This window comes from Pseudomonas sp. 1 R 17, assembly GCF_900067035.1.
Lineage (GTDB): Bacteria > Pseudomonadota > Gammaproteobacteria > Pseudomonadales > Pseudomonadaceae > Aquipseudomonas > Aquipseudomonas marginalis.
Map to the genome: position 1 here is coordinate 203,565 of NZ_FKLB01000069.1, position 20,426 is coordinate 223,990.

Annotated in this window: 19 protein-coding genes; 5 read left to right on the plus strand and 14 right to left on the minus strand. The window is 62.2% G+C overall.

The window, feature by feature from the left end:
• Positions 1-13 precede the first annotated feature (13 nt).
• The 6 genes from BFP99_RS29955 to BFP99_RS29980 all read right to left on the minus strand — a co-directional run bounded on the left by BFP99_RS29955 (position 14) and on the right by BFP99_RS29980 (position 7,458).
• On the minus strand, positions 14-1,411 hold the full coding sequence (locus BFP99_RS29955) for a sigma-54-dependent transcriptional regulator (RefSeq protein ID WP_065926534.1): 1,398 nt from the start codon (positions 1,409-1,411) through the stop codon (positions 14-16).
• Positions 1,401-3,170 (minus strand): sensor histidine kinase, encoded by a 1,770-nt coding sequence (locus BFP99_RS29960; RefSeq protein ID WP_065948873.1) that lies wholly within the window; start codon positions 3,168-3,170, stop codon positions 1,401-1,403. Before BFP99_RS29960 ends, BFP99_RS29955 begins: the two co-directional genes overlap by 11 nt.
• Complete coding sequence (locus tag BFP99_RS29965; protein ID WP_065926536.1) at positions 3,170-4,294, minus strand: GNAT family N-acetyltransferase; 1,125 nt, start codon at positions 4,292-4,294, stop codon at positions 3,170-3,172. Before BFP99_RS29965 ends, BFP99_RS29960 begins: the two co-directional genes overlap by 1 nt.
• A gap of 119 nt (positions 4,295-4,413) precedes the next feature.
• Positions 4,414-5,370 (minus strand): alpha/beta hydrolase, encoded by a 957-nt coding sequence (locus tag BFP99_RS29970; protein ID WP_065948874.1) that lies wholly within the window; start codon positions 5,368-5,370, stop codon positions 4,414-4,416.
• Positions 5,367-6,761, minus strand: a complete 1,395-nt coding sequence (locus tag BFP99_RS29975; RefSeq protein ID WP_027604609.1) for an aspartate aminotransferase family protein — start codon at positions 6,759-6,761, stop codon at positions 5,367-5,369. The genes BFP99_RS29970 and BFP99_RS29975 overlap by 4 nt, the downstream gene beginning before the upstream one ends.
• Positions 6,754-7,458, minus strand: a complete 705-nt coding sequence (locus BFP99_RS29980; RefSeq protein ID WP_027604610.1) for an MtnX-like HAD-IB family phosphatase — start codon at positions 7,456-7,458, stop codon at positions 6,754-6,756. The genes BFP99_RS29975 and BFP99_RS29980 overlap by 8 nt, the downstream gene beginning before the upstream one ends.
• A gap of 226 nt (positions 7,459-7,684) precedes the next feature.
• On the opposite strand from BFP99_RS29980, the gene BFP99_RS29985 reads away from it, so the two are divergent.
• Entirely contained in the window at positions 7,685-8,455 is a 771-nt protein-coding gene (locus tag BFP99_RS29985) for a MipA/OmpV family protein (protein ID WP_065926539.1), read from the plus strand.
• Positions 8,456-8,508: 53 nt separating this feature from the next.
• On the opposite strand, the gene BFP99_RS29990 is transcribed toward BFP99_RS29985, so the two are convergent.
• From BFP99_RS29990 to BFP99_RS30010, 5 genes are all read right to left on the minus strand, one after another.
• Positions 8,509-8,913, minus strand: a complete 405-nt coding sequence (locus BFP99_RS29990; protein WP_065926540.1) for an EamA family transporter — start codon at positions 8,911-8,913, stop codon at positions 8,509-8,511.
• Positions 8,910-9,290 (minus strand): transporter, encoded by a 381-nt coding sequence (locus BFP99_RS29995; protein WP_065926541.1) that lies wholly within the window; start codon positions 9,288-9,290, stop codon positions 8,910-8,912. Before BFP99_RS29995 ends, BFP99_RS29990 begins: the two co-directional genes overlap by 4 nt.
• Positions 9,287-10,207, minus strand: coding sequence for an arginase (locus BFP99_RS30000; RefSeq protein ID WP_065926599.1), 921 nt, complete (start codon positions 10,205-10,207; stop codon positions 9,287-9,289). Before BFP99_RS30000 ends, BFP99_RS29995 begins: the two co-directional genes overlap by 4 nt.
• Before the next feature lie 126 nt (positions 10,208-10,333).
• Positions 10,334-10,987, minus strand: coding sequence for a DsbA family oxidoreductase (locus tag BFP99_RS30005; RefSeq protein WP_065926542.1), 654 nt, complete (start codon positions 10,985-10,987; stop codon positions 10,334-10,336).
• A 55-nt stretch (positions 10,988-11,042) separates the two neighbouring features.
• Positions 11,043-12,062 (minus strand): alpha/beta fold hydrolase, encoded by a 1,020-nt coding sequence (locus tag BFP99_RS30010; RefSeq protein ID WP_065926543.1) that lies wholly within the window; start codon positions 12,060-12,062, stop codon positions 11,043-11,045.
• Positions 12,063-12,244: 182 nt separating this feature from the next.
• On the opposite strand from BFP99_RS30010, the gene metR reads away from it, so the two are divergent.
• Complete coding sequence (gene metR, locus BFP99_RS30015) at positions 12,245-13,162, plus strand: transcriptional regulator MetR (protein ID WP_027604617.1); 918 nt, start codon at positions 12,245-12,247, stop codon at positions 13,160-13,162.
• Between the two features lie 50 nt (positions 13,163-13,212).
• Here metR and BFP99_RS30020 read toward each other — a convergent pair whose 3' ends face one another.
• From BFP99_RS30020 to BFP99_RS30030, 3 genes are read right to left on the minus strand one after another with little or no spacing between them, the layout of a single operon-like run.
• Positions 13,213-13,719: a GNAT family N-acetyltransferase gene (locus tag BFP99_RS30020; RefSeq protein WP_065926544.1), complete on the minus strand. Its 507-nt coding sequence runs from the start codon at positions 13,717-13,719 to the stop codon at positions 13,213-13,215.
• A 5-nt stretch (positions 13,720-13,724) separates the two neighbouring features.
• Positions 13,725-14,138 carry an NUDIX hydrolase gene (locus BFP99_RS30025; protein ID WP_065926545.1) on the minus strand — a complete coding sequence of 138 codons (414 nt, stop codon included), beginning with the start codon at positions 14,136-14,138 and terminating at the stop codon, positions 13,725-13,727.
• Between the two features lie 32 nt (positions 14,139-14,170).
• Positions 14,171-15,487 (minus strand): HD domain-containing phosphohydrolase, encoded by a 1,317-nt coding sequence (locus tag BFP99_RS30030; protein ID WP_065926546.1) that lies wholly within the window; start codon positions 15,485-15,487, stop codon positions 14,171-14,173.
• A 219-nt stretch (positions 15,488-15,706) separates the two neighbouring features.
• Here BFP99_RS30030 and BFP99_RS30035 point away from each other — a divergent pair, with 219 nt between their 5' ends.
• From BFP99_RS30035 to BFP99_RS30045, 3 genes are read left to right on the plus strand one after another with little or no spacing between them, the layout of a single operon-like run.
• Complete coding sequence (locus tag BFP99_RS30035) at positions 15,707-17,581, plus strand: putative bifunctional diguanylate cyclase/phosphodiesterase (protein ID WP_065948875.1); 1,875 nt, start codon at positions 15,707-15,709, stop codon at positions 17,579-17,581.
• Between the two features lie 25 nt (positions 17,582-17,606).
• Positions 17,607-18,575, plus strand: coding sequence for a cytochrome-c peroxidase (locus tag BFP99_RS30040; protein ID WP_065948876.1), 969 nt, complete (start codon positions 17,607-17,609; stop codon positions 18,573-18,575).
• A gap of 10 nt (positions 18,576-18,585) precedes the next feature.
• Positions 18,586-20,400, plus strand: a complete 1,815-nt coding sequence (locus BFP99_RS30045) for a DAHL domain-containing protein (protein ID WP_065948877.1) — start codon at positions 18,586-18,588, stop codon at positions 20,398-20,400.
• The last annotated feature ends 26 nt before the right edge of the window (positions 20,401-20,426 follow it).

A 20,426-nucleotide genomic window follows, 5' to 3' on the forward strand; every position in this document is an offset into this window, starting at 1 on the left:
TCCCACATTTTAATCAGCGGACTATTTTGTCGACCTGGATGCCCAGTTTCTTCAGGCGATACCAAAAGCTCCTTTCGGAAATCCCGATCTTCGCCGCCGCCGCAGCCTGCACGCCATTGCTCTCCTGCAACGCCGCGAGGATATAGGCCTTCTCCACCTCCGCCAGCGCCGCGTCCAGGTCCTGGGGAATCCCCGGCCCGTCGCTGAGGATCGCGGTCACGCCGCCTTCGCTGGGTTTGGAAGCAAACAGATAGCCCGGCAAATCAATGTCTTCGATCACAGGCGTGGCGGCCACGATGGTCGCGCGCTCCACACAGTTTTGCAGCTCACGGATATTGCCCGGCCAGTGATACGCGGCCATGGCCTGCAACGCTTCAGGGCTGAAGCCGGTAATACGCTTGCCGGCAGTGGCGCTGAGGGTCCGGGCAAAGTGACGGGCCAGGGGCGCGATGTCTTCCACGCGTTCACGCAGGGCCGGCAGCGGGATCGGGAACACATTGAGGCGGTAATACAAGTCTTCGCGAAACTCCTTGTTGGCCACCGCCTCCAGCAGGTTCTTGTTGGTGGCGGCGATCACCCGCACATCCACCTTGCGCTCGCGGGGGTCGCCCACAGGCTCGATCACCCGCTCCTGCAAGGCGCGCAGGATCTTGGCCTGCAATGCCAGGGGCATATCGCCCACTTCATCGAGAAACAGCGTGCCCTTGTCGGCCTGCTGGAAGCGCCCGACCCGGTCAGACACGGCGCCAGTAAACGCGCCCTTGCGATGGCCGAACATTTCGCTTTCCAGCAGCCCTTCGGGGATCGCCGCGCAGTTGACCGCCACAAACGGCTTGTCGGCACGGCTGCCGTGCTTGTGGATGGCGCGGGCGACCATTTCCTTGCCGGTGCCGCTTTCGCCGGTCAGCAGGATGGTGGTGCTGCTGTCGCGTACCGAATCCACCGCCTGCAACACTTTGCGAAACGCCGGGCTGTCGCCCACCAGGCTGTCGAACTGCGCCTGCTCATCCAGCTCGGCGCGCAGGCGCGCGTTGTCGCGCATGATGTCGCGAAACTGCAGGGCCTTGGCCACGGTGATGTCCAGCTCGTCGATATCGAACGGTTTGGCAATGTAGTCGTAGGCACCGTTGCGCATCGACTGCACGGCGTTTTTCACCGTGCTGTAGGCGGTCATCACGATCACCGGCACGTGGGGATAACGCACCTTGATCTCGGCCAACAAGGCCGGCCCGTCCATGCCCGGCATGCGCCAGTCACTGATCACCAGGTCGATGTCTTCCTGTTCCAGCACCTTGAGCGCATGCAGGCCGTTGCCCGCAATGAACACTTGCACGCTGTTCTGGCCCAGGGCCGACGCCAGCAGGTCGCAGAGCTTGGGTTCGTCGTCGACTACCAGAATGTTATGCGTCATGACTGTCCTCGTCGTCTTCGCCTGTCGCTGGAATGTACAGGCTGAAGGTGGCGCCGGCATCGTTTTCGCTGGCGCATTCGATGCTGCCGTCGTGACTTTCCATGATCGAATAGACTTTGGCCAGGCCGAGGCCCGTGCCCGAGGCCTTGGTGGTGACGAATGGCGTAAAGATGCGCTCGATCATCTCCGGCGCGATGCCCTGGCCGGTGTCGGCGATGGTGATGACGGTGTTGTCGCCCTCGCTGCGAATCCCCAGGGTCAGGCGCCCGCCTTCAGGCATGGCATCGATGGCGTTGAGAATCAGGTTGAGGCAGGCCTGCTTGAGTTGCTTGGCGTCGGCGTAGATCGTCGCCCCCGGCGCCTGGTCGTCGATCTGCGCGTCGATGTTATGGCTGGCCAGTTCCGGCGCACAGAAGCCCAGGATCTCCTCCACCAATGGACGGGCCGGCTGCAGCACGCGCAACGGTGGGTTGGGTTTGGCAAAATCGAGGAACTCGGTGATCAAGTCGTTGATGCGGCTGACTTCGCTGATCACATATTCCAGGTGGCGCTTGTCGGCGTCCGGCAGATCAACGCGGCGGTGCAACAACTGGGTCGCCGTCTTGATGATGCCCAACGGGTTACGGATCTCGTGGGCCAGGCCCATGGCGACTTCGCCCAGGGCATGCAGGCGATCGCGCCGGCGCAGTTGGGCTTCGAGGTGGTGCAACTCGCCCAGGCGCTCGGTCATATGGTTGAAGGTGCTGCTCAATTGCGCCAGTTCATCGCCGCCGCTGACCAGCACGCGGTGCGCGTAGTTGCCTGAGATCACCGCGCTCACGCCTTCGGACAAGTCCCGCAACGGCTTGGTCAGGCGCCGTGACACCAGCACCCCGGCCGCGAGGGACAATGCCGAACTGAGCAGGAAAATCAGCACGAACAGGTTGCTTTGGTTCACCAGCCCCACCAGGCTGGTATGGCGCAACAGTCCGCTGAAAATCACGCCTTGGAGGTCACCGGCGTCGTTGAAAATCGGCCAGTACAACCCGCTGTAGCTGTTGGTGAACTGCTCGCTGGGCTGCTTGGTACTGCGCATCGCGGTCTCGACACTTTTCGGGATACGCGCCGGGTGATCCACGAAGCGCTGGGTCGAAAATATCTCCGAGAACCCCTCGGGGTTGGCCAGGTACAGGCGCAGGTCGAGGGAATGCACATCGGCCACGCTGGTGAGAAAGCTGCTGTCCAGGTAGGTCGCCACCAACAGGCGGTAGTCGACGCCGTCCTGGCTGGTTTCGAAGGTCGAGACCACAATCCCGGTACTCACCCCCGCCACTTGCACGGTCTGCAGCACCGCGTTGCTGGTCAGGCTGATCTGTTTGACGATGTCATCGGAGGCGGTGCTGAACACCACCTTTTGATCGCTGGTGCGGATCAGCGCCACCACGTCGATGTCGGTGGCATCGGCGATGTCCGCGGTCAGCCGGTCATGCTTGGCCGCCTGCCGGCTCGAGGGCGGGCTGGTGTAGCGCAGGAACAGCTTGGCCATGCGCGCGTTGTCGTGAAGGATGTCGCCGATCTCGTCCTTGACGATCTTGGTCGATTCCTGCAGCCAGATACGCACGTTGCTGTCGAAAATCTGCGACAGCGTGGTCGCCGCCAGCTCCGCCGCGATCATGGTGGGAATCACGCTGACCAGCCAGAACGCCAGCACCAGCTTGCGCTGGACGCTCCAGCGCGAAATGGCAAAGGGGCGGGCTTTCTGGCGGGTCTTGGTGATCATCAGGTTTCGCTTATCGCAGCAGCCATGGCAGGGTCGGAACGATCCGGTCGAATAAACAGTTTTACAAGCGTGAGCAGGCCGTTGACCAGCCGGTTGCGGTGGCGGAAAAACACACTGTTGCCCTGGAACTCGCAGCCCAGGCGCAGCTTACTGGCATACCCGGCCTGGCCGCACTCATACACCGCAATATTGTGTTGAATACAGTAGTCGACGTTGGTCAGCCAGCTGCGGAAGTACAGGTTGTAGTCACGGCTGAACGCAACGTCATGGGCGAAAAACTTGTCCACCAACCGGTGCTCGTCCAGCAGCAGCAGGTTGAACGCCACCAACTGCTCGTCGACCCAGTAAAGAACACAGACGGCGCGATCGCCAAGGCGTTCCAGCACGCCGGTGAAATAGCCGGCAGGCAGGTGTTCGAACTGCAACTCGGCGCGCTTCAATGTGGCTTCGTACAGGCCCATGACCTCGGGCAGCACGTCGTCGATATTGCCGCGCCATTCCACCCGTGGTCCAGGTGCACGCAGCTTGCGGCGCAAGTCCTTGCGGGTGGATTTGCCCAGCGAACCGAGGTAGGCGTCCACCGAACCGTACGGCAGCGGCAACACCCCGGTGGGCAAGCCCGGCATGCTTTGAAAACCCGCCACCCGGCAACTGTCGAGCCAATGGGGATCCTGGCTGGGTGCATCCTTGACCGCCAGCAGGCCGATACCGAAATCATCGGCATCCTGGCGCGCGGCTTCCAGCAAGTGTTTGAGCAACAACGGGCGACGCGACTCGGGCACGCCACTGGCAACCCCGGCGTCGCAACGCTCGGCCACCGGGGAGCCAATGGCATACAGGCCCAATTGCAAAACACCCGGCCACAGCCGCTCCACACGTTCGGCCAAACGCTTGCCGGCGCCCGACACCGTGGTGTCGAGGCGATAATGGGTGATGAAGGCGGCGGCCACGGCCACCAGCGTTCCATTGTCGTAAACCGCCAGGTAGCGCCATTGGAAGTCATCGATGGCGGCGTTTTCCACGGCGACGTAATAGTCCCAGTCTTCCAGGGCACCGGGAAAACAGTCGTTCCAGGCGCTACGCTGGAGGGCCCGGATGGTCGGGAAGGCTTGGGTGGTGATCACATCGTTTCCCTTGTTATGGCTGGCGAGCGACATCTTGTGGTGAGCGGGCTTGCTGTTGTGAGCGCGCTTGCTGTTGTGGTGAGCGGGCTTGCCCCGCGCCGGGTGGCGAAGCCGCCCCATCACTGACACTGCATGCGTCCAGTTAGAACTGAGGTGCCTGGGTTTGGGGCGGCTTCGCCGCCCGGCGCGGGGCAAGCCCGCTCACCACAACAAGCCCGCTCACCACAAAGTAAGCCGGCGTCCACAAACGCGGTGTGCCGCTCGACAAAGTCGGCACTCAACTCGATCACCCGGCGGTATTGCAGGTCGACGGTGATCATGTGGTAGCAGTTGTCCAGCAGGATCTTGGTCACCGGGCCGCCCAGGTGACGCTCCACGTAATCGGCGTTCCAGCGGCTGGTGATGTCGTCTTCGAGGGAGTGCAGCACCAGGGCCGGCACCTTGACCTTGGGCATGCGTTTCCTGACCACGGCATTCATGCGGTGCAACTCGCGCACCGTGATGCCTTCCATGGTCAGCAAACCGGCTTCGCTGCTCTGCCCTTCCTTCATCTGCCGCTCGACGATTGCCCGCAGGCGTTCGTTCTTGATGCCGTAGGGCGGCTTCTCTTCGAAGCGGCAGATATGCACGCCGAACGGAATCTTCATCAGCAACGGCGTGAGGAACGCCAGTTTGTTGATGCTCCAGCCGTCGTACTTGAGGGTGGTGGAATACATCAACAGCCCGGCAACTTGCCCAGGGTGCTCGGCAGCCACGTACATCGACATCACCGCACCCATGGACAAACCACCGACAAACACCTGCTCGTGGCGTTGCCTGACCTGCACGAAGGTCTTGCGCACGCCCTCGTACCAGTCCAGCCAGCCGGTGGCCTGCAGGTCGCTGTTGTCACCGCAGTGCCCGGCCAGGGTGGGCACGTACACCGTGCAGTTACCCGCCTTGACCAGGCCCTTGGCGACCTGGCGCAACTCCGTCGGGGTGCCGGTCAGGCCGTGGATCAACAGGATCCCGACCGGACCTTCACCGAGAACGAAACCGGCACTGCCTTCACCGAGGTCGATCCCGGCGGCGCTCACCGTTGGGTCGCCCGTACCAGCAGTTGCTCGAGCAGCTTCAGGCCCAGTTCGATTTCCGGGTAGCTGATTTCCAGGGACGGTGCCAGGGTGATCACGTTTTTGTAGTAGCCGCCCACGTCGAGGATCAGGCCGAGTTTGCGGCCATCGACGACCATGTCGCCTTTCATGCCTTCTTCGACCATGTAGTCCAGGGTCGCCTTGTCCGGCGTGAAGCCGTCCGGGCCGCAGATTTCGCAGCGCAGGGCCAGGCCCAGGCCGTCGACGTCGCCGATGATCGGGAACCGTTTCTGCAGGTCCTGCAGGCCTTCGAGGAAGAATTTGCCCTTGGCCATGACCATCGCGCCGTAGTCGACTTCGTTGGTCATCTTGAACATTTCCAGGCCCACCGCCGTGCCCAATGGGTTGGAGGCGAAAGTGGAGTGGGTCGAACCTGGCGGGAAGATCTTCGGGTTGATCAACTCTTCACGGGCCCAGATGCCGCCCAGTGGGTTGAGGCCGTTGGTCAGCGCCTTGCCGAACACGATCACGTCCGGTTGTACGTCAAAGTGCTCGATGGACCAGAGTTTGCCGGTGCGGTAGAAGCCCATCTGGATTTCGTCGGACACCATCAGGATGCCGTGCTGATCCAACACATGCTTGAGTTCGCGATAGAAGTTCATCGGCGGGATCACGTAGCCGCCGGTGCCCTGGATCGGCTCGACGTAGAACGCGGCGTATTCGCTCTGGCCGACTTTCGGGTCCCACACACCGTTGTATTCGGTCTCGAACAGGCGCGCGAATTGCTGCACGCAATGGCTGCCGTACTCTTCCTTGGTCATGCCCTTGGGGCCACGGAAGTGGTACGGGAACGGGATGAACTGCGCGCGCTCGCCGAAGTGGCCATAGCGACGACGGTAGCGGTAGCTGGAAGTGATCGACGAGGCGCCGAGGGTCCGGCCGTGATAGCCGCCTTCGAAGGCGAACATCAGGCTTTTGCCGTTGGTGGCGTTACGCACCACCTTGAGGGAGTCTTCGATCGACTGCGAACCGCCGACGTTGAAGTGCACGCGACCGTCGAGGCCGAATTTCTTCTTGGCGTCCACCGCGATCATTTCCGACAGCTCGATCTTGCCTTTGTGCAGGTACTGGCTGGCGATTTGCGGCAGGGTGTCGATCTGCTGTTTCAACGCATTGTTCAGGCGCGGGTTGGCGTAGCCGAAGTTGACGGCCGAGTACCACATTTGCAGGTCGAGGTAGGCCTGGTCTTCGGTGTCCCACACGTAGGAGCCTTCGCAACGGCTGAAAATACGCGGTGGCTCGATGTAGTGAACGGTGTCGCCGTAGGAGCAATACTTGGCTTCTTTATCCAGAAGGATCTGGTCTTCGGCGGTAGCGATGCGGATATCAGACATGATGGAAGAGTTCCTGATTGTCAGAAGAGGTGTTGAAGGTGGTGGCGTTGGCGGCGATGCCCTGAGGCAGGCGGGCCAGCAGCGCAGGCACTTCGGCGAAGGTGTCGAAGCGCGCGTGAGGGATGTTGTTGGCTGCGCAGTACTGGGCGAGGCTGCCTTTGGCAAATACGAAGTCGGCGGTGGAGGCCACGCACATGTCCGACTTGCCGTCGCCGATCACCAGCACGCGCTTGTTGCGCGGGGTGGATTTGCACTTGCAGTTGCCGGACGCCGCACGGCACGCATCGCTGGCATACGGGAAGTCGATGCGCCAGCTGTTCTGGTCGACCTGGCGCAGGCGGTTGGCAAGGATCGGCAGTAACGTCACGTAGTTGCGCGACAGGATCCGCGCAATCCCCTGTTCGATACCGTCGCTGACCACTTCGAGAGAAGCGCCCAGGCCGAGCACGTGATCGACGAAGTCGGGGAAATCCGGGTCGATCTCGACACTGTCGAAATACGCCAGCAGTTCACTTGGGGTGGCCTTGATCAGCGCCAGTTGGCGGCTCAGGCATTCGCGGGAACCGATATGCCCATCCAGCCATTCCTGTTCGATGGTTTCCCACTCGGGGCCGGCGAAGCGTTGGAGGACGTTGTCGATGACATCGGTGGGGGTAATGGTCCCGTCGAAGTCACACACGATATGCCAGTGGATCATCTGCGTTTACCTTGAGGAGCGCGCTGTGTGCGCTTGCCCAAGGGGTAGAGCAGGGAGTGTGCCAACTGGCTGAAGCCCAGCCGGGCTGGGGGTTCTGGCGTTAGCGGTGGAGATATGTGTCGTGCAAGCTACAATTTTTGTAGCTCGCTACAAACAAGATGAGTGCTTGCGCAAGGGATGCCCTTCGCGCGTTCATGCGCGCATGTCCAGATAAGGAACCTGCTCCATGCTCAAACTCACTTGCGCTGTATTCGCCGGTTTACTGGGGCTGTGGGGCATTGCCGACACCGCCCTGGCAGCCCCGGTCACCGGTGAAGCCGGCGCGGGCCTCAGTTATCAACCCCACGACCCCACCGGCAGCCGCTACGAAACCCGCCCCGTGCCCTACCTGGACCTGGACTGGGGCAACGTCAGCCTGAGCACCGATGACGGCCTGACCTGGAGCGCCCTGAACACCAACGGTTTTACCGCCGGCCCCTATATCAACTACCTGCAGGGGCGTACCTCCAACGGTGAGCTGCAAGGCCTGCGCAATGTGTCGGACATGGCGGAAGTGGGCGGCTTCATCCAATACGCGCCGGCCGACTTCTGGCGCGTGTACGCCCGGATGGGCCAGGCCGTGGGCGGCGGGCACTCGCAGAGCGGCGCGCTGGGCAAGGTCGGCGGCGAGCTGGGCTACCCCCTGGGTGGCGGGGTGATCGGCAGCAGCGGCCTGGCGGCGAATTTCGCCGATGCGCGCCAGACCCAGACTTATTTCGGGGTGGACGCCAATGAATCCGCGGCCTCTGGTATTCGTCCGTATAACGCCAACGGCGGCTTCCAGAACCTCACGTTGACCCAGAGTTTCGAATTCCCCCTGGCCTCCAATTGGTCACTGCTGACCAGCGCCAGCTGGGTGCACCTGGTGGGTTCGGCGGCCAACAGCAGCATCGTCAAGGAGACCGGCGACGTGAACCAGGGCCAGGTACAAACGGCGATCAGCTACAAGTTTGATTGATCACTTCGAACAAAATATGGGAGGGGCAAGCCCACTCCCCATGAATTCGTGTTTCAGTTTTCTTCGCCTTCGGCCAGCAGCGCTATACCGCCGATGATCACCGCCACGCCTACCCAATGCAGCGGGCTGATATGTTCCCCCAGCCCCAGCCACGAACCCAGCAACACCACCACAAACACCAGCGAACTCAACGGAAACGCCAGGGACAGGCTGCTGCGCCGCAGGATCAGCATCCACACGAAAAACGCGCCGATGTAACTGGCGATCGCCGCCAGGATCCCCGGGTTACGCGCCACCTCGGACAACCACTGCCAGTTGAAATCCATCTGCCCCAGTTGGTCCCCTGCAACTTTGGTAAACAGCTGCCCGGCACTCTCGGTGCAGATCAGCAAGGCCCACAGCACCACCGTGCCCAGGCGCCCATGCAACCAACCGGTATGCATCGTTTGCGTACTCATGCCTGACTCCCAGCAATCGCTACCAGCATCACACCCAAGGTAATCACCAGCGTGCCCAGCCAACGACGTCGGCTGACGGTTTCGCCCAGTACCACCTTGCCCGCCAGCACCACCCCGCAATAAGCCAGGGCCGCCGCCGGGAATAACAGGCTCAACGGCGCACGAGACAGCGCTTCGAGCCACACGAAAAACTCGATTACATAGGCACCGATCCCCGCCCACAGCAACGGCGCATTGAACACCTGGCCCCAGAACGCATTCAGGCGAAAACCGCCCTCCAGCTCCGGCAAGCGGTCCAGGCCGAGCTTGAAACACAGTTGGCCGATCACATCGAGCACGATGGAAAACGCCACGAGTAACACCACGGTCAGGCTCACGGGAACAGCTCCTCAAACAGGTCGATCAGGGCTTCATTGGTGGCGGCGTTGCGCTGCAGATCCTCCGGGCTCCAGCGCTCCGCGGGCGGCTGGTCGGACTTGGCTTCCCAACGCTTGAACGCGTTGCTGAACGCCGGCGTGGCGAACTCGCCGCACACGTCGATGCCGATGATGCGCTTGCGCGCCGCCAGCGCCCGCAGGGCTTGCAGCAGGTGGGTCAGGCGCATGCCGCCCTGGTCCCAGTTGGTGGCGGCGTCTTCACTGGCGAGCACGTCTTTGTCGATGGTGATCCAGATCGCTTCGGTGGGCAGGCTGCCGATCATCTGCTCGAGAAACGCCGGCCAGTCCAGCTCCGCCAGGTTGCGCCAGTGCAGGTGGTTTTCCTGCTGCTGGTGGCCGGCGCCATCGCCGACCCGGCCCCAGACTTTCGACGGCGGGTGCTGCCAGGGGAACAGTTGCAGGCGCCCGCGCTTGAGGGCACCGAGGTTGCCGCCACGCAGTTGCGGGTTATGCAGGTCATCGCTGCAGGGGCCGAGGGTGACGATGCGTTTGATCGCCGGCATGTTCAATGCGCGGTTGACCCACGAGCCACAGTGGCGCCTGGGCGCAAAGCGCACCCAGTCGGGGTGGTTGTCGAAGTGGATCAGGCTGATGGGTTCTTTCAGGTCGGCCAGAAACGCCGGCGTCAGGTGGTGATAATCGCCGGAACCGACGAACAGGATTTCCGGACGCGCATCCGTGGGCCGGGGCCGCCGGGCCAGGCGTTCGGCGAAGCGCTTCCAGGTTTTTTCGGTGGACCACAGGCGCAGCTTCGGGCCCAGGTCCAGCAGGTCGATACGCGTGGCACGGCCACTGGCCAGACGCCGGGCAATCGGTGCCTGACCGGTGAGGCTGTGGTCGAGGTCGAGAATGTTCAAGGTCATGTTTCCCCTATGGCTTTAGGGGGTCGATGCAAGGGGCGGGCCAGCGCTTACCTCAAGGACAGTGAGAAACAAATGTGGGAGGGGGCAAGCCCCCTCCCACATCTGGATCAGTGTTCGATTTTAGTTTTTAGCTTCGTTGATGATCTGGCGAATCGCGCCCACAAAGGCTTCCGCCGGCTGGCCACCGCTGACGGCGTACTGGTCGTTGAACACGATGGTCGGCACTGACGTCACCCCACGGGAGGTCCACAATTGCTCTTGCTCGCGGACTTCGGCGGCGTATTCATCGCTGGCGAGAATCTCGGCGGCGCGCTGGATATCCAGGCCGACGCTTTCGGCGATGATCGCCAGGGTGGCGTGATCGGAAGGGTCCTGGCCATCGCTGAAGTAGGCCTTGAACAACGCCTCCTTGAGGTTGTACTGCAAGCCCTCGAGCCCGGCCCAATGCAGCAGGCGGTGTGCGTCGAAGGTGTTGTAGATACGGCTCTGGCCGTCGGTGCGGAAGGCAAAGCCCAGCTCGGCGCCCATGTCGCGGATACGCGCACGGTTGGCCTGGGACTCTTCGGCGCTGGAGCCGTATTTCTCGGTGATGTGTTCGACGATATTTTGCCCTTCGGCGGGCATGTTCGGGTTCAGTTCGAACGGCTGGAAATGGATCTCGGCCTGCACCTCGGTGCCAAGCTGGTCGAGGGCTTCGGTCAGGCCGCGCAGGCCGATGATGCACCAGGGGCAGGACACGTCGCTGACGAAATCGATTTTCAGGGGAGTACTCATGACAGGCAACCTCGCAGGCTTCAATACGCCGTAAAGGGTGCACGATACACCAATGTCACAGCAGCTTCGAAGGCGCGACCGGGTCAATCTGCGCCCAATGTGCGGCATCTTCACGATGAGCCTGCAGGTACGGCAACACCGCCGTCAGCAGCGGCGCCTTGAACGCTTCCTGGAAACGATGGGCCATGCCGGGAATCAACTTCAACTGGCTGCCCTGGATATGCGCCGCCAGGTGCACGCCGTGCATCACCGGCAGCAACGGGTCGGCGGTGCCGTGGACCACCAGTGTCGGCACGCGCAGCTGGTTGAGCAGCGGCACACGGCTGGGTTCGGCGAGGATCGCCATGATCTGGCGCTTCACGCCGTCCGGGTTGAAGGCGCGGTCATAGGACAGCGCCGCCTGGTGCAGCAGCACCTGGCGATCGTCCTTCACAGTCGGGCTGCCCAGCGCCGCGAGCAAATCGGCCTGCTGCTCCAGCGCCACTTCACGATTCGGCGCACTGCGTCGCGACAATAATTGCACCAGCGCCGCATTCGGGGCCGGCAAGCCTTCGGCGCCGGAGCTGGTCATGACCAGGGTCAGGCTTTCCACGCGCTGGGGCGCCATCGCCGCCAGGTGCTGGGCGATCATGCCGCCCATGCTTGCGCCCAGTACGTGGAATTGCTGGACCTGCAAGGCGTCCATCAGGCCCAGGGCGTCATCGGCCATATCCGTCAGCGTGTACGGCGCCGATACCGGCAGGCCGAGCTTGTAGCGCAGCACTTCAAAGGTCAGGTTGGCGTTCGCCGGCGCCTGGCGCCAGGTGGAGAGGCCGACATCGCGGTTGTCGTAGCGGATCACCCGGAAACCCTGCTGACACAGGGCAACGACGACTTCGTCAGGCCAGTGAATCAGTTGCCCGCCCAAGCCCATCACCAGCAGCAAGGCCGGGTCGGACGCACGGCCGATACTCTGGTAGGCGATGCTCACCTGGGCCAGGTCGACCGTTTGGGTCGGGACATTGACATCACATCGAGACGCCGCAAAAGACGGCAGGCCGAACAGTAGAGCGGCCAGTAAAAACAACACGCGCATGAAAAACACCGAAACGCAGAACCCCAGTAGAGCGCGAGTCTGATGAAGTTTGTTCAAGGGCGCTGCCACAGTTCTATGACAGTTTGATGAAGAGTGCCCGGCGGTCATGGTCGACATGGATTGCAACATGAGACAAACTCACGCTATTCCGTTTCGTCACAAATTGTCTTCATGGAGAGCCCGTGCTCGAGATCCGTCACCTCAAGACCCTGCACGCCCTGCGCGAAGCCGACAGCCTGGTGGAGGCCGCCGAGCGTCTGCACCTGACGCAGTCGGCGCTGTCCCACCAGTTCAAGGAGCTGGAAGAGCGCCTGGGCATGCCGCTGTTCGTGCGCAAGACCAAACCCGTGCGCTTCACCAGCGCCGGCCTGCGCCTGCTGCAACTGGCCGACGCCACCCTGCCCCTGCTGCGTGGTGCCGAGCGCGATATTGCACGCCTGGCCGGGGGCACCGCCGGACGCCTGCACATGGCGATCGAGTGCCACAGTTGTTTCCAATGGCTGATGCCGACCATCGACCAATTCCGCGATGCCTGGCCGGAAGTCGAGCTGGACCTGGCCTCGGGCTTTGCGTTCGCGCCACTGCCGGCCCTGGCCCGTGGCGACCTGGACCTGGTGGTGACCTCCGACCCGCTGGAGCTGCCGGGCATCACCTATGTGCCGCTGTTCACCTACGAAGCCATGCTCGCCGTGGCCAACCAGCACGCGCTGGCGAACAAGGCGTACATCGTGCCCGAAGACCTGCTGAGCGAAACCCTGATCACCTACCCGGTGGAGCGTGACCGCCTGGACATCTTCACCCGCTTCCTGGAACCGGCCGATGTGGAACCGGCCCAGGTGCGCACCTCGGAACTGACGGTGATGATGATGCAACTGGTCGCCAGCGGCCGTGGCGTGTGCGGCATGCCCCATTGGGCGCTGCATGAATACAGCTCGCGCGGCTACGTGAAGGCCAAGCGCCTGGGCGAGAAAGGCTTGTTTGCGACGCTGTATGCGGGGATTCGTGCGGACATGCTGGATGCGCCGTATATGCGCGATTTTTTGCTGACGGCAAAAGATACGTCGTTTTCAACGCTGGATGGCGTGAGCGCGGTACGCTGAAACAACACAGTTCCAAATGTGAGAGGGGCAAGCCCCTCCTACATTGGATCTCAGTGAGCCGTGAGTTCGCGCCACATGTAGATTTTGTCGAAGTAGTCCACGCCCACTCGCACCGCCAACGGTTCCAGGCCGTACTGGATAAACCCGCAGCGGCGGTACAGCGCAAACGCTGCATCGTTGCCGGCGGTGACGGTCAGCTGGATCACTTTCAGCCGCGGATGTCGGCGCGCTTCATCCAGCGCTGCCTCGACCAATCGCCGGCCCAAGCCTTTCTGCTGGTAAGCCGCGTTCACGTACATGCCGAACAGGGTCACCTTGTGCCGCGCCTTCTCCCTAGGCTCGAAGGCCAGGCCGACGATGCCGGCCAGTACCCCGTCGACGTACGCGCCGAGCAAACGATCCAGCGGACTCTCCAGGCGCTTTTCCCACCAGCTCAACGGTATCGACGCACGCTCGGCCACACTGGAAGTGAACGCCTGGGGATAGGCGCCGTAAGCTTCCAGCATCAACGCCCGATAAGCCTCGGCATCGTTGGCCCCCAGCGCACGCACGCTCATTCGCGTCAGGCCGGCGTGGTCAGTGACGCGCGGTAAAACGGCAGGATCAGGTCACGGGTCAAGGGCGCCAGCACCAGGCCGCCATCACCGGCCGGGTCGATCCAGCGCACCTCTTCGATTTCAGCGGCCGGGCTGACCGGAGCATCGATCTGCACCTGGAACAATTCAGCGTCCACGGTAAACCCCGGTTCGTTGGCCGCAGGGGCCGAGAAGTGACCCAGGTAGACCGCGTCGCCGGGCTCGATGCGCAGGTTCAGCTCTTCGTACAGCTCGCGGGCCAGGGCCTCGACGGGCTGCTCACCGGCGTCGATCTTGCCACCGGGTTGCATAAAGGCCTGGGTACCGCGCTTGCGCACCAGCAAGGTGTGGCCGTCGCTGCCGATCAGCAGGGCAGCGGCGATACGGATAGTGCTAGGCATGAACTGAAAACCTTGAACTCAAAAAATGAAAATTAATGGAGCACCCCTTCGCTCTCGTCCGGCTCCTTGATGAACACGCTGTACTTGGCGCCTTCCATCGCCTCGAACGCAATCAGCTTGTCCACCAACGGCAGGTTCAGCACCTTGCCGGCGTTAAGCAGCAACATGCCGTTATCGGCGTTGAGGTTACGCGCCAGGACCATGCCGTCTTCCAGCTCACGGGTGGTGAGCACCTTGACGGTCGGATCGCCCAGGGTCACGTCACTGAGAAACGCAGCGCACGCCAGGATGAAGTCCTCGACCAGGTCCGGATCGTAGAGACGCCCGGCATACTTGCGGATATACAACAGCGCTTCATCGCTGTTCAGGTGCCGCTCAAGGATCAGGCCTTTCTGCAACTCGATGAAGTCCACCGCCAGTTTCAGCAGGCGTGAACCGAACGGAATCGCATCGCCCTTGAGGTGGTCGGGAAAACCACTGCCGTCCCAGCGTTCCTGGTGATGACGGATGATCCGCGCCGCATCCTTCATCGGCTCCAGGGTCATCAGCAGCGATTCGCTCTGGGCCGGATAGCCACGGTAGCGCTCGCGATCGGTGCTGTGCAGCTTGTCGGCCGGCTCGATCAACATGCTGTCGCTCCAGCTCAGCTTGCCGATGTTGTACAGCGCGGCGGCCATGGCCATGTCGCGGGCGCTGGCTTCGTCTATGGACTGGGCGGTGCAGTACACTCGCACCAGTTCGATCAGTGCGCGGTTGGTCTGTTTGTTCTTGGGCAGGCGCAGGTTGGCCAGCAACGAAAACACTTCGGTGCCGGTCACGTAGCTGCGCTTGAGCTCGTCGTAGGCCAGGTCGAGCATGTCGGCGGTCTGTTGCAACTCACTGGTGCGTGCTGCCACGCGTTTTTCCAAGGTGGCGTTCAACAGCTTGAGCTGGTCGTTCTGCTGATGGGCCAGGCGCTCCAGCCGCTGAAATTCCAGGGCCTGCTGCAGGATCAGCTTCAGTTCGTCGTCGTTCCAGGGTTTGCCGATATAGCGGTGGATCGCCCCTTCGTTGATCGCCTTGATGATCGTCGGCAGGTCGGCGTAGCCGGTGAGCAGGATGCGACTGGTGGCGGGATAAAGGCGATGAACCTCGGCCAGCAGCTGCGCGCCGTCCATGCCGGGCATGCGCGCATCGCTCATCACCAGGTCGATGGGCTGGGCGGCCATGATCTCCAGGGCCTGGGCGCCGCCGCCCGCGAGCACGACATCAAAGGGTTGGCCGCGCAACAGGCGGCGCAAGCTGTTGAGGATCGACTCTTCATCGTCGACCAGCAAAATAGTGGGTTTCGTCGCAAGTTGTTCATCCATGCCTGTTGCGCCTTCACATTGAACTGAATTGAGCTGATTTGAACCCCTGTGCCAAGCCATCTTCCCTCGCTTAAGGCGCGGAGTTGATTTGACGCCAACTGGCCGCCGAATTCAAGGGACCTCGACTACACTGTCACGGCAGGTCTGCGCCCCGCTCAGCCATGGAACCAAGGAAGGAATGGTTATGCCGTCGAACCGTTTGCAGATAAGGCGCGCACTATGAACCCGAACGCAGGGCGGGCCAACCGTCGCATCCTGATCGTCGATGATGCCACGTCCATCCACCTGGACTTTCGCAAGATCCTGTGCGCCGACGCCGACGCCGAGCCCTCCCTGGATACCCTTGAGCAGACCCTGTTCGGCACAACGGCCGTTGCTCGCCAGGCGTTTATCCTCGATTCCGCCTACCAGGGCCAGGAGGCCTTGGATCTGGTGAGTCGGGCCCTGGCAACCAACACCCCCTACGCCATGGCGTTCATCGACATGCGCATGCCGCCCGGCTGGGACGGCCTGCAAACCATCGAGCAGTTGTGGAACGTCGATCCCAACCTGCAGATCGCCCTGTGCACCGCCTATTCCGACTATTCCTTTGAAGCGATCGAGGCGCGATTGAAGTACAACGACCAGTTGCTGATCCTGAAAAAGCCCTTCGACCACCTGGAAATCCGCCAGATGGCCAGCGCCCTGACCTGGAAATGGCAGCTCGCCCAGGATGCCGCCCTCAAGGTGATCGGGCTCGAACGCACGATTGAGGAGCGCGTGCAGGAGTTGCTGAAAGTCTCGCACCTGCTGCAATACGACGCGCTCACGGAGCTGCCCAACAGCACGCTGCTGGGCGACCGCCTGACCCAGGCCATTGCCCTGGGCCGGCGCCATGATACGCAACTGGCGGTGATGTTTATCGGGCTCGACCGCTTCAAGCGCATCAACAACGCCCTGGGTTATCCGGTGGGGGATGAGGTGCTCCAGCAGGTCAGCCAAAGCCTGGTGGCGGCCGTGCGTGAGTCTGACTCGGTGTTTCGCTATGGTTCGGACGAGTTTGTGATCCTGCTCAATGATGTCCAGCATCCCCAGCAAACCCAGCACATCGCCCAGAAGGTGCTCCAGGCCATCAGCGTTACCCGGCATGTCGCGGGGCACGACCTGAGCGTTACCGCCAGCCTCGGCATCAGCATCTACCCGAATGACAGCAGCACTGCGGTGGAACTGATCAAGCACGCCGAAACCGCCATGCACACCACCAAGGAGCGTGGGCCGGACGACCTGAGTTTCTACACCGAAGACATGAACCTGCGCGCCCGGCATCAACAGAAGCTGGAAAGCGCGATCCGCCAGGCCCTGGAGCACGATGAGTTTGCGCTGCACTACCAGCCCAAGCTGGACCTGAAAACCGGGCGGATCCTCGGCGCAGAGGCGCTGATCCGCTGGTTTCAACCGCGCTCGGGCTGGGTCCACCCGGCCGACTTCATACCGGTGGCCGAAGACAGCGGGCTGATCGTCGCCTTGACCCAGTGGGTGCTGCGCCACGCCTGCGAACAGGCACAGGCCTGGCGCACCATGGGCCTGGCGCCGCTGCGCATCTCGGTGAACATCTCGGCCATCGACTTCCGCCAGCGGGAGTTTGTCGACAACCTGGCCGCCATCCTCAAGCAGACCGGCCTGCCGCCCAACCAGCTGGAGCTGGAAATCACCGAAAGCGTGCTGATGCAGAATGTCGACGAGACGGTCGATATCCTGAACCGGATCAAGGCCATGGGCGTGCGCCTGGCCCTGGATGATTTCGGCACCGGCTACTCCAGCCTCAGCTACCTGCGACGCTTTCCCATCGATGTGCTGAAGATCGACCAATCATTCGTGCGCGGGCTGCACGAAAATAGCCAGGACGCGCAGCTGATCAGCGCTATCATCGGGATGGGCAAGAGCCTGGAGCTGAACATCATCGCCGAAGGGGTAGAGACCGTCGAACAGCTGAACTTCCTGAGAGCCCAGCACTGTGAAGAAGGCCAGGGCTTTCTGTTCAGCAAGGCCGTGCCTGCGAAGGATTTCGCCCAGTTGCTGCAGGTGGGCAGCCCCACACTGATGCCCGACCAATAGCCCTATGCCTGCAAGGAGTGCTCGCTTGAGCGACGTTTCAACCTACCATTTCGGCTCCATCCTCGCGTTGGGGCTGTGCCTGGGGACGACCGTGACGGCCGCGCCGCTGGACGAAGCGCTCAAACCCCTGCCGCCGGTGCCGCACCTCGATGCGGCCAAGGTCGAGCTGGGCCGCCAGCTGTTCAATGAGCCGCGCTTGTCAGTGAACAACACGCTGTCTTGCGCCAGTTGCCATCACCTCGAATCCGGGGGCGCCGACACCAGGCCCTTCTCCCTGGGTTTCGACGGCAAACCCGTGGAGATCAATACGCCGTCGGTCTTCAACGCCAGCCTGAACTTCAAACAGTTCTGGAATGGCCGCGTGGACACCCTGGAAGCGCAGGTCGAGCAAGTGGTCATCAGCCCGGTGGAAATGGGCAGCGACTGGAACACCGTGGTGCAGAACCTGACCGCCCTGCCCGCCTACCAGGCGGCGTTCAAGCAGGCCTACCCCGATGGCGTCACCGCCGCCAATGTGCAAAACGCCCTGGCCACCTATGAACGCACGCTGCTGACGCCCAACTCACGGTTTGACCAGTACCTGCTGGGCAACACGGACATCCTCACGATCCAGGAAAAGTACGGCTACCAGCGCTTCAAGGATTACGGTTGCATCGCCTGTCACCAGGGCATCAACATCGGCGGCAACATGTTCCAGAAATTCGGCGTGATGGGCGACTACTTCAAGGTCCGCGGCAACCCCGTCGAGTCGGACCTGGGGCGCTACCTGCTGACCAAGGATGAGGAAGACCGGCACGTGTTCAAGGTCCCCAGCCTGCGTAACGTCGCGGTCACGGCCCCGTATTTTCACGATGCCTCGGCCAAGACCCTGGAAGAAGCCGTCGACGTCATGTTCAAGTTCCAACTGGGGCGCAATCCTTCACAGGAGGATAAAGACCTGATCATCCAGTTTCTCAAGACCCTGACCGGCGAATGGAAAGGCAAGCCTTTATGAGCAGACCGTCATGACCCTTTCTCGCCGCCGCACCAGCCAGTTGGCCTTGGGATTGATCACCCTGTTGCTGGCCTCGACCCTGATTTTTCTGTACATCAAGTCGTCCAGCGACCAGTCGTCTTCCTACACCCACTCCCGGGACCTGATCCGGCAGTTGCAGCAACTCAATGCCCAGTGGGACAGCGAAGTCCTCAAGGCCAGGATCGCCATCACCCACAACTACGACCCCCTGGTGACGCCCCTGACGGAAATGACCCGGTTGTGGGCCGAACTGGAAGCACGCGGCTCGTACCACAGCCCGCAAGACCTGCCCGCCTGGCAAGCCAGCCAACAGGCTTATCAGGCGGCCATCCAGGAAAAGGCCCGGCGCGTCGACCAGTTCAAGTCCCATAACGCGGTATTGCGCAACTCCCTGGCCTTCCTGCCGACCGCCGAAGACGATATCCAGGCGCAGTTCAACCAGGTGAACGACGATACAAAACCGCAACTGCAAAGCGTGGCCACCGACACCTACGACTTGCTGCTCAGCAGCCTTGAATTCGCCCAGGTCACCAGCGACGAGCGCGCCGCCGACATTCTCGTCGGCCTGGGCAAGCTGGCCGTCAACCAGGAACTGCTGCCCAGCGAATTCCGCGGCCCGGTGGAGATCCTGAGCAATCACATCGAACTGATCCTGCGCGAGCAGCCGGTGGTGAACACGTTGCTCGAACAGATCGCCGCCATTCCGGTAGCCGAACGCCTGGATGACCTGACCACCCACCTCAACCAGGACCAACAGGCCCTCGACCTGGTCGAGCAGCAATACCACCGTTACCTGCTGGTGTTCTCGACCCTGCTGGTGGCCCTGCTGCTGTTCCTGGCGGTTCGCCTGCTGCGTAGTTTCGCCGAGATCAACCGCGTCAACCGCGCCTTGCAGGCGGTGAACGAAACCCTGGAACAGCGTGTGGAACGACGTACCCGACAGCTCAAGGATGCCCAGAGCGAGCTGATGGACAGCGCGCGCCAGGCCGGCATGGCGGAGATCGCCACCAACGTGCTGCACAACGTCGGCAATGTGCTTAACAGCGTGAACATCTCCGCCGACCTGGTCACCCGCAAACTGCGCAGCAGCAAGGCAATGGGCCTGGGCAAGGCCATGCAGTTGATCAACGAACGCCAGGGCGACCTGGGCACTTTTATCACCGAGGATGAGAAGGGCAAGTTGCTGCCCGGCTACTTGAACCAATTGGTGGACGCCATTGCCGTCGAGCAGCAAGGCCTGATCGAGGAGCTGGGGCAACTGAGCAAGAGCGTGGACCATATCAAGGACATCGTCTCCACCCAACAATCCTATGCGGGCGCGCCCTCGATGAAGGAACCGGTGCAGATCAGCACCTTGATGGAAGACGCCCTGCGCATGAACGCGGGGGCACTGAGCCGGCACAATGTCACGGTGGTCAAGCACTATGGGCAGGTACCGGAAGTCCTCGGGGACAAACACCGCTTGCTGCTGATCATGGTCAACCTGATCAGCAACGCCAAGTACGCCATGTCCAACCTCACCGACCGGCCACGGCAGATGACCCTGACAGTCCAGTCGCTGGAGGGCAACAGGTTGCAGATCAGCGTGAAGGACGAAGGCGAAGGCATACCTGCCGAGAACATGACCCGGATATTTACCCACGGGTTTACCACCCGCAAGGAAGGTCACGGCTTCGGCCTGCACAGCTGCGCCCTGGCCGCCGTCGAAATGGACGGCCACCTCAGCGCCCACAGCGACGGGCCGGGCCTGGGCGCGCTATTCACCCTGACTATCCCCCTCATTCCTGCCGGAAGCCTCGTATGAACCAGCCTCCCAACCGGCGCATCCTG